This window comes from Flavobacteriales bacterium (assembly GCA_025210805.1).
Classification (GTDB): domain Bacteria; phylum Bacteroidota; class Bacteroidia; order Flavobacteriales; family CAJXXR01; genus JAOAQX01.
The window spans coordinates 92,808-102,424 of sequence record JAOAQX010000019.1 but is presented as its reverse complement, the minus strand read 5'-3'; the positions used below and the strand labels follow the sequence as shown (position 1 = coordinate 102,424).

The window sequence follows — 9,617 nt, the reverse complement described above, 5'->3', positions numbered from 1 at the left end:
CCAGAAGCATAATAGTCTCCCATAAACAGAACACTATCTCCCGAGCAGATACTGGCGGATGTGGTGTCTGTATAACTGCTGGGTAAAAAATGAACGCTTCTTGCCACAATGCTGTCTGTTCCCCAAGTGGTAAGCATACTATCGATATATAACCCCGATTGGTTGGTCCACTGACCGTTTATCTCCAAACCGACTCCTGCACAAAGGGTATCCGAATAATGACGAAGGTATTTGAAATTGTCAACGGGTTGAATATATTCCCAAGGCGTAAAATACGCAATTGAATCTACTGTATAATTATGAATTTTCTCCACTTTTAATTTACCATTTTGAGGTATCGAATCTATTGGTTTAGACCAATAAAAAGAATTATTTGGAGGAGTAGCAAACATCCAAACCCCATTAACTCCTGGTTCTGTTCCTAATGAGCTATTTCCAAACCTATCCATGCACCCAATTCCTCTAATATTAGTATTATTCAATCCAAAATATCCATATGAATAATACTCAACAGAGTAGTACATGCTTTTTGGAGCATTTGGAAAAAGTTCAATATAACCTAAACGTATTCTATTTTTTCTTGAAAAAAATGCTCCATTTGACCATAACTCGGAACCCAAATGATTTGAAGAATGGTAAGCAACTGTTTCATGTAAGTCTCCAGGATAATTCTGATGAATATTAGTCCAAGTGATACCATTATTATAACCATGAAACAAAGTTGCAGGAATCCAATAACTTGGACTTAACCACATAGAAGAGTTTTTTTCAGACCAATTATGTATAATCGGATAATCAATACCTCCTTTTTGATAAGTAGGGACATCATTCACTAATCTCATAAACCTCGGATAGGCTTTTTCAAAATCTTCAAAAAGATGAGGGAATTGGTTTCGATAGTTAATTTTAGTGATGATTTCCCCGTCGTAAATTATATCGTGAACATAATAGTCGTGAAAGAGTGTGATTTCTACACTTCTAAAAGCCGCACTATTGCTATCGGGATAGTGGGGGTAATTATATTTAAAGACATCTTCAAAACTGTTGTTGAAGTGGATTGCCGAATCGTAATCTAATAAAACACTCTTTTGAATCGTATAATTGGCTTGCCCATGGTGATTTTCTAGCGAAACCGAAAACTCAAAAGTACTGTTGTTTGCCACATAATTACTATCAAAACTCCAATGTATTTTAATTTTGTTTTGATCTTTTTCTTTGGTAATATACAGTAGCTTAATCCCGCTAGGCAGAGGGTCGGGAGGCAAGGCTTCCGTTATTGTTTGAGCTTGTATTCCCAAGGGAATCATAAAGATAAAGAGATATAATATATTTTTCATGATCATGTTTTATAGTTATTAGTAAGGGGTATTCATCTACATGATACTCACCTACAAGTGCTTTATAGTATGAATGAATCTACCTCACAACATACTGATTATTGGATAATTATTATGTTGAAAATAATAAAAATACTACATCCATCAAATAATTTTCGATGATCAAGTCATTATTACTGCTTAATTATTTATTTCTATCGTCAAATCACAAAACCATTACGCAAACAACTTACAATATGACCATTAAATAACATACTCCTATTCAAAACGACATTAAGATTATGATCATAGACCTATCGACAATCAACACTAAAGATTGTAAAAATTACAAAATTGAATCAAAAAGTCTCAAAATTCAATAATTTTATCGCTCGAAAAAGCACATAAAAAAATGACTGAACAAGAATTTGTACATAAAGAATTTATCCAAGCTATTGAAGAATTAAAATCGAACTCAAGTCAGTTGATTAAACTCACTACGGCTTGTCATTTAATAGAATCTTTGGGTGCTTTTTTAGACAAAAAGCCTTTTGCTTGCCCAGGGCAAAGTCAAAAAAGGTTTGATATAGCGATCAACAGCTTATTTTCTGAGTCTTATCAGAAGACCAACCGAAAATCTTTCTTCTATTTCAAGTTCCGTTGTCATTTAATTCATTATTACCAGTTGCACCGTCAATACTTTTTGGTGGATTCGTCTGAGGAGCATCTCCGTTGGGACGATACTCGTATAGGAATTCATGCTGATACCTTATTAACAGATGTTCAGAATGCCGCCAAACAACTTATTGAACTTTGGGAAAAAGGATCCTTAAAAAAGAAAAAGACCAGTGCAATGACTGGTCTAGGTTTTGGTAAAAATTAATGTCTTGATTTATAGTATCCGCTTTTAGGGATCTTTATTCTGTACTTTTTCTTACTTTTATTTTTCAGATAGGTTTCTCTTAACCAAGGGTTATGAATCTTTAGTATTTTATAATTAATCCCAAGGTTTTCTGCAAAAGCAGAAAAATCTGTAACAGCAGAATCAATCACTACAGTAGTTGTGGGAACCAGTTGATAACTCGGTGAATGTTGCATTTGAAATCCATAATTTCTTGGGTTTTTCAAAATCTGTTTTATGGCTGCTATTCTAAAGATATAACGACTGGTTTCGGGGTTGAGAATTAAATCCAAATAATGCGTACTTCCCTGTCTATTTTGTTGTTTTTTTATACCGCCTACTCCTCTATTATAAGAAGCTGCAACGGTCATCCAATCGGCATTTCCGAGTTGTTTTCTTGCTTTTTTGAGATATTTACAAGCTGCTTCAGTTGCTTTTTCTAGGTGATATCTTTCGTCTACATAATCGTTTACTTCCATCCCAAAAGATTTTGCAGTGGGTTTCATAAATTGCCAAAAACCCTTAGCTCCGGCAGGTGATGTCACATTGTCTAGTCCACTTTCGGCAACAGCCAAATATTTAAAATCATCAGGAATTCCATGCTTTGCAAGAATAGGCTCAATGATTGGGAAATATTTTTTTGCTCTTTTTATCAGGATAATAGTTGAAGAGTGTCGGTAAGTATTTACGTGTAATTCTCTATCAAATCTCTCATATAAATCGGGTTCATTTAAAGGGATTTTGATTCCAGCAAAAGTTATTTTTGTAGGTTTTTTTAGTGCCGCTATTTCATAAGTATTTGGAATACCCGATTCATTATTTATTTTGGATTCTAATTCCGAAATTTTTTCATTTTGCTTAGAATTTATAAATAAAACTGCTACCAAAGCTACCAAAGCCATTGGACTTATTACATAATGTAATTTTTTCATAAATATTTTTTGTTTTTTTTTTAGAGACAATTTGAAAAAAAAGATTTTATGAATCCTTATATCTAATACTGATTATACTTCTCCCGAAAAATAGGGACAAGCTCTGTAATTAAATCCCTTCTGAAATGTCATTGTTTTATTAAACCTTAAAGCAAAGTATAAAATGCATCAGTATCCAAAAAAGAATTTTTTAATACTTATTCGCACAAACTAATAAATTTCAGGATTCCAATATTCTTTTACACGTCCTTCAAAGTTAGCATAAAAAGCTTGAATATGTTCCATATCTTTTTCAACATCGCCCGTTAGATAATACAAAGGACCGATCCCAAAAGTTTTCGTTTTTGAATCTGTAAAACAAAGGATCAAAGGAACATCAGCAGTTTGAGCTATTCTATAAAAACCTGTTTTCCACTTCCGAACCCTTTTTCTTGTTCCTTCGGGTGTAATCATTAAATGAAATCCTTCGGGGTGTTTTTCAAACTCCTTAATAAGTCCTCCTACAAAATCATTTTGGCTTTTACGAGATCTGTTGACTCCTATTCCACCTAGCGGCTTCATAAACCAACCCCATGGCGCTTTCATCCAAAAATCTTTGATTAGAAATTTGAGTTTCATATCAAAATGCCAAAACACCATCAATCCTTGATAAAAATCATAATTTGAGGTATGTGGTGCGGCAATCAAAACAGCATGTTTTGCTTCTTTTGGTAACACCCCTTTTATTTTCCATCCTGTAAATCTTTGGTATAATTTTACAAATAATTTCTTCATCACTTTTATTCAAAAAAATCTTCTTTAAAACCTATAAAATGTACTTTATCTGAAGCTCTGGTAACAGCTGTATAGAGCCATTTCAAATCTCCTTCTTCAATTTGATCAATATCCCAAAAAGGTTGTTCTACAAATACTTCTTTCCATTGTCCTCCTTGTGATTTATGGCAAGTAATTGCATAGGCAAATTTGATTTGAAGCGCATTGTAAAATGGATTCTTTTTGATACTTTCAAATTTTTTCCTTTTTGAACTCAAATGTTGATAATCCTCCATAATATTAAAATAGAGTGTTCTCATCTCCTCATAAGAGAGTGCGGGAGCTTCCTTTGTAAGCGTATCAAGTATCAAATGACATTCAAAAGAATCCATTTGTGGATAATCAATCAGTTTGAGTTCTACAACGGCAAATTCAAAACCATATTCTTCAATATATTTCTTTACCCGAACAATTTTTGCCATATCTCCATTGGCAATAAACCCAGCGGGAGAATCTTGATCTAGCCAAAAATAATTATTTTTTACCACCATAATCAAATCATCCTTTTCTAGTACCGATTCTTTACCAAAAAAATGGTAGCGTATTCTTTGATTATATTGGTTTGCTCTTTTATTGGATCTACAAAGTAGCACCGTTTCATCTTCACCATTTAGGTTATAACTTTTTTCTATTGCATACTCTAGCTCAAAGCGATCTTCATGGCGAAAACAATCCTTTTTATTTGATTTTAATTGAGGTATTTCCACAGGAATATTCGACATAGATTCTCTAATATTCGTTGCAGACCATAAGATATCCGACTCTTTTTTTTGTCTTTGAACATCTTGAAGATTAAAAAAATCTAGATTTCTCCAAAAGGTAGTTCTCAGCTCTTCGGCATCCAATGCAATACTCATTTGTGCACCCACTGGCGGTAATTGCGCTTGATCCCCTACCAATAATAATTTATTGTTTCTACCAGAAAAAACATATTGAATTAAATCATCTAAAACAGATTGACCTTCGTGTGCATGATGATGAATCATAGAGGCTTCATCCACTATATAAATAATGTTTTGAGCCTTATTGGCTTTTCTGGCAAAGGAAGTAATTCCTGCACCATCCACCTTTGTCTGATAAATGTGTTTATGGATCGTGGAGGCATATTTCTTGGTCTTTCCCTGTAAAACTTTTGCAGCCCTTCCTGTGGGTGCCAATAAAACAAATTTTTGCTGAAGCTGCGTATAGGCTTTCGCCAAAGCACCCAAAATACTTGTTTTTCCTGTTCCAGCATATCCTGATAATACAAAAATTTCTAAAGAAGTATCTTTTAGAGAAAAGCCTGAAACCTTAGCAATTAATAGCTCTTGCTCCGCTGTAGGATCAAAAGGTAGGTTATATTTAACAGTTTCTTCAAGAAGAGCTCTTGACATTGATTATTTTTTTTGGTTATATTTGACCGAATTCAAAGATAGCTGAATTTATCGCAATAAAACTGAAATATTTTATGCGAAATTGAGTTATTAGATTAAATTTGAAACAAAGAAAACGAAAAAACTAAACAAAGATGAAATACCTTATCAGATTGGTTCTATTAGCGGTTGTGGGATATTTAGCAGTACAGTTGTACAATTCAATACAAGAACCTATTATCTTTGAGAAGAAAAAAGAAGCTATTTACACAGAAGTAAAAGAAAGATTGCATTTAATAAAAGATGCACAAATGGCATTTAAAGAAGGAAATAAACGCTATGCAAATAATTTTTCTGAATTAATTAACCATATTGATACAGCAGAATTTGTTTTGATTTCCAAAAGAGATAGTTCTTTCCTTTATTACAACAAAGTGTATCGTGAGAAACAAGAAAAAATTGTTACGATAGTTGACACATTAGGTTTTGTTTCTATTAAAGATTCTGTTTTCAATAATGATGATAATTTATTGAAAAACTTAGCCTCAATTCCTACAAGTAAAAAAGGAGACAAGTTCGAAATGAAAACAAGCCTTGTAAAAAAAGGATCTTTGAACGTTCCTACTCTTTTAGTAAAAGCTAAAAAAGAGGTGCTACTTGAAGGACTAAACAAAAGATTAATCGCAAATAAAGCAGACGATCTTACTATTGGATCTTTAGAAGAAGTTCACTTAAATGGAAACTGGTAATCAAGCGTTGATTTACGAACACCATCTACTCAAGCAAGCGAAGCTTGAGAACTGCATATTGTCCATTCGATTTTTTTCGGATGGACTTTCTGTTTCTATCCACCAAGATAAACAATGGTGGTTTTTTTGGGAAAATAAAATGAAACCCGAAGAAGTCTATGAAGACCTCTTAACGCATTTATTATCTCATTATTCTTTTCTTCAACTTCCCTTCAAGCAAGTAAAAGTAAGTACAAATACGGGGTTCAACACTTGGATTCCATCTCAAATATTTCAGGTAGATCATCTATCCTCGCTTTGCAAAGAAGTAATTCCTTTTGAGCCAAAACACCAAGAACTACATCAAGATTTTCATCATCAATGGGATGCTTACCAAGTATTCTCATTCCCAAAATCTCTTAGTCAGTTTCTAAGCGTGAATTTCTCTAAAGATTTCTCCTTAAACTTTGAATGCTTTGAGCTATTTGAAGAAAGCAAAAAGATTCTCAGTATTCAGAAAAAAGTATTTTTTGTTTACGATGGAGACTTCCTACATCTGTGGGCATTACAAGGTAACAAACTCTTATTTCAACACACACTCGAATATCAAAATCCAAAAGAACTTGCCTTTAGAAGCATCTTACTTTTGGAAGAATTTGAACTCGATTTCTATAATGATTATTTCCAAATTTTTGGAAATCTCCCCGATGAGCTCGACTATATTCTTCACCAATACATTCATACTTTTGTGAATAAAAAACGTGAAGACGTTTTTGATATCTCTTAAATCAGTGCCCTCTCAAGTTAAGGAAAAGACTTTTTGTCAGTATTTTTTTTAACTAAAAACGCTTTTTTCTGTCATAATTTCCGATTTTTAAAATTGGTTAGAATCTTGCTCCCTCAAGATCACAAGCCAAATAAATCGACATGAATACAGATAAACTCAGTTATAAAACTCAAGAAACCATCAATAAGGCTGTACAGATAGCCACAGAAAAGAATCATACAATTATTGACCTAGAACATCTTGCTCAATCTTTTTTAGACACAGACCAATCAATTGTTCAGTTTATAATTAAAGATCAAAAAAATAATTTACAAGCATTTCAGGAAAAAACCAGTCAAGCTCTTGAAAAGAAAATATCTCAAGGTGAAAATAAAAAAGCCTATGCGGCTAATGATTTGCTAAAAACCATAGAAAAAGCAGAAAAACTTGCCGAAAAAAACCATGATGAATTTGTCAGTTTTGAATTCCTATTTTTAGCATTTGCTCAGCATAGCCACTCCTTTATCAAAGGTTTTGAGTTTGATGTAAAAAAGATGGAAAAGAATATTAAAGAATTAAGAAAGGGAGAGAAAATGACTACACAAAACGGAGATAATCAATATCGTGCATTAGAGAAATATTCTAAAAACCTCAACCAACTTGCAAAAGAAGGAAAAATAGATCCTGTGATTGGAAGAGATGATGAAATACGAAGAGTTCTTCAAATAATTTCTCGTAGAACAAAAAACAATCCGATCCTCATTGGAGAACCTGGTGTGGGGAAAACAGCAATCATCGAAGGTCTTGCCCAAAGAATTATCGATGGCGATGTCCCTGAAAACATCAAAGACAAAACGCTTATTTCTTTGGATATGGGACTCTTAGTAGCAGGTGCAAAATACAAAGGAGAATTTGAAGAAAGATTAAAAAGTGTGATTCAGGAAGTGAAAAAATCAGCAGGTAAAATCATCCTTTTTATTGATGAAATTCACACGCTTATAGGAGCAGGAGGCGGTCAAGGAGCTATGGATGCAGCTAATTTACTCAAGCCAGCATTGGCTCGTGGAGAGCTTAGGACAATTGGAGCTACTACCTTCCAAGAATATCAAAAACATATTGAAAAAGACAAAGCCCTTGAAAGACGCTTTCAACAAGTAACTGTGGATGAACCAAGCGTAGAAGATGCGATTTCTATCCTGAGAGGAATCAAAGAAAAATATGAAATTCACCACGGTATTCAAATAGAAGACGATGCCGTTATTGCTTCCGTAGAACTTTCAAAACGCTATATTTCGGATCGTTTTTTACCCGATAAAGCCATTGATTTACTTGATGAAGCCAGTTCTAAATTAAAAATTGAGATGAATTCTGTTCCCGAAGAATTAGATGAAATCAATAGAAAAATCATGCATCTGGAAATTGAAAGGGTTGCCATTAGAAGAGAAAAAAATTCGGAAAAAGAACAAGTACTCAATCAAGAAATTGAAGAAGCAAAAGAAATTCAAAACTCCATAAAAGCTCAATGGGAAAATGAAAAAGCCATTTTAGATGGAATTCACAAAACAAAAGAGCGTATTGACCACTTAAAACTACAAGCAGAACAAGCCGAAAGAGACGGAAACTTTGCCGAAGTGGCGGAAATTCGTTATGGAAAATTAGAAAATGCAAAAAAAGAGTTAGAGAATATCAAAAAACAAGCTCAAGAACTCCAAAATAGCGAAAATGCTTTGGTAAAAGAGCAAGTAAGTGCACAAGATATTGCAGATGTAGTTTCAAAATGGACAGGAATTCCTGTAAAAAACATGCTCCAGTCTGAAAAAGAGAAACTACTTTATCTAGAAGATCAACTCAAAAAACGCGTGGCAGGACAAGAGGAAGCCATAGAGGTTTTAGCCGATGCGGTAAGGCGAAGTAGAGCAGGGCTGCAAGACCCAAACAAACCTATCGGTTCTTTTCTTTTCCTAGGAAGTACGGGTGTAGGAAAAACAGAACTGGCTAAATCCTTGGCAGAAAATCTTTTTAACGATGAAAATGCCATGGTGAGAATTGATATGAGTGAATATCAAGAAAAACATGCCGTAAGCCGATTGATAGGAGCACCTCCTGGTTATGTGGGTTATGATGAAGGAGGACAACTTACAGAGGCTGTGAGAAGAAAACCTTATTCGGTGATTTTGCTAGACGAAATAGAAAAAGCACATCCAGATGCCTTTAATATTCTCTTGCAAGTATTGGATGATGGAAGACTGACGGATAATAAAGGAAGAATTGCCGATTTTAAAAACACAATTATCATCATGACTTCTAATATGGGATCAGAGTGGATTCAGGAGCAGATTCCAGTATTAGAACAAGTAAATTCTACTGAACGCGAAAGAATGTATGAAGATATTGAGAAAAAGGTTTTAAATGTGCTAAAGTCTCATCTAAAACCCGAGTTTATCAACAGAATTGACGAAACTATTCTCTTTAAGCCTTTATATAAAGAAGTAATTGAACAAATTGTTTTAATTCAACTAGTGCAAATTCAGCACCTTCTTAAAGGTAATGGAGTTGACATCCATTTTGACACTCCAGTGATAGAAAAACTTGCTCAGGATGCTTATGACCCAATTTATGGTGCTAGACCGCTAAAAAGATATATCCAAAAATATATTCTTAACAGTTTGTCTAAAGATATCTTGGCAAACAAAATAGATAAAGAAATCCCTGTAAAAGTGCATCTATCACCTCAAGGGGAATTTAGTTTCGAAAACGCCTAAGAGTTTTTATTATAGATTAGTTTTTGTTTTAAGAGAAAAGCCATTTT

8 protein-coding genes are annotated in these 9,617 nt (G+C 33.7%); 4 read left to right on the top strand and 4 right to left on the bottom strand.

The window, feature by feature from the left end; translation table 11 throughout:
- Positions 1-1,337 (bottom strand): hypothetical protein (locus N4A45_07715; protein MCT4665104.1); only part of this gene is annotated, 1,337 nt, incomplete at its 3' end.
- Positions 1,338-1,728: 391 nt separating this feature from the next.
- Here N4A45_07715 and N4A45_07710 point away from each other — a divergent pair.
- Complete coding sequence (locus N4A45_07710) at positions 1,729-2,199, top strand: hypothetical protein (GenBank protein MCT4665103.1); 471 nt, start codon at positions 1,729-1,731, stop codon at positions 2,197-2,199.
- Here N4A45_07710 and N4A45_07705 read toward each other — a convergent pair.
- The 3 genes from N4A45_07705 to N4A45_07695 form a co-directional block, all read right to left on the bottom strand.
- On the bottom strand, positions 2,196-3,149 hold the full coding sequence (locus tag N4A45_07705) for a lytic transglycosylase domain-containing protein (GenBank protein ID MCT4665102.1): 954 nt from the start codon (positions 3,147-3,149) through the stop codon (positions 2,196-2,198). The genes N4A45_07710 and N4A45_07705 overlap by 4 nt on opposite strands.
- Positions 3,150-3,359: 210 nt before the next feature.
- Entirely contained in the window at positions 3,360-3,923 is a 564-nt protein-coding gene (locus N4A45_07700; GenBank protein MCT4665101.1) for a 1-acyl-sn-glycerol-3-phosphate acyltransferase, read from the bottom strand.
- A gap of 5 nt (positions 3,924-3,928) precedes the next feature.
- Complete coding sequence (locus N4A45_07695; protein MCT4665100.1) at positions 3,929-5,335, bottom strand: AAA family ATPase; 1,407 nt, start codon at positions 5,333-5,335, stop codon at positions 3,929-3,931.
- Between the two features lie 134 nt (positions 5,336-5,469).
- Here N4A45_07695 and N4A45_07690 point away from each other — a divergent pair, with 134 nt between their 5' ends.
- From N4A45_07690 to N4A45_07680, 3 genes are all read left to right on the top strand, one after another.
- Complete coding sequence (locus N4A45_07690; protein MCT4665099.1) at positions 5,470-6,063, top strand: hypothetical protein; 594 nt, start codon at positions 5,470-5,472, stop codon at positions 6,061-6,063.
- Positions 6,050-6,829: a DUF3822 family protein gene (locus N4A45_07685; GenBank protein MCT4665098.1), complete on the top strand. Its 780-nt coding sequence runs from the start codon at positions 6,050-6,052 to the stop codon at positions 6,827-6,829. Before N4A45_07690 ends, N4A45_07685 begins: the two co-directional genes overlap by 14 nt.
- Before the next feature lie 140 nt (positions 6,830-6,969).
- Positions 6,970-9,570 (top strand): AAA family ATPase, encoded by a 2,601-nt coding sequence (locus N4A45_07680; GenBank protein MCT4665097.1) that lies wholly within the window; start codon positions 6,970-6,972, stop codon positions 9,568-9,570.
- Positions 9,571-9,617 lie beyond the last annotated feature (47 nt).